General features: G+C 51.8%; 1 protein-coding gene. It reads right to left on the reverse strand.

From position 1 onward, the window contains the following. A partial coding sequence (locus HMPREF2565_RS14035) for an IS30 family transposase (RefSeq protein WP_210385875.1) occupies positions 1-222 on the reverse strand: 222 nt, incomplete at both ends.

The following is a 222-nucleotide window of genomic DNA, read 5'->3' on the forward strand; positions in this document are numbered from 1 at the left end:
GAAGTCTCGGACTAGCCCGTTGGTGTTTTCGTTGGTAGGACGCTGCCAGGGTGAGTGTGGATCGCAGAAGTAGACTGCGAGCCCACGTTCGATGCTCAGCCTGTCTACTTGGGCTAGTTCCACACCTTGGTCCCAGGTCAGTGTTTTGGTGATGTTGCGTATTTTGCCAGTAAACATCTCGATTAACTTATCGACAGTCGTGGCGGAATCATGCACATCAAG

This window comes from Corynebacterium sp. HMSC072A04, assembly GCF_001809235.1.
Classification (GTDB): domain Bacteria; phylum Actinomycetota; class Actinomycetes; order Mycobacteriales; family Mycobacteriaceae; genus Corynebacterium; species Corynebacterium hiratae.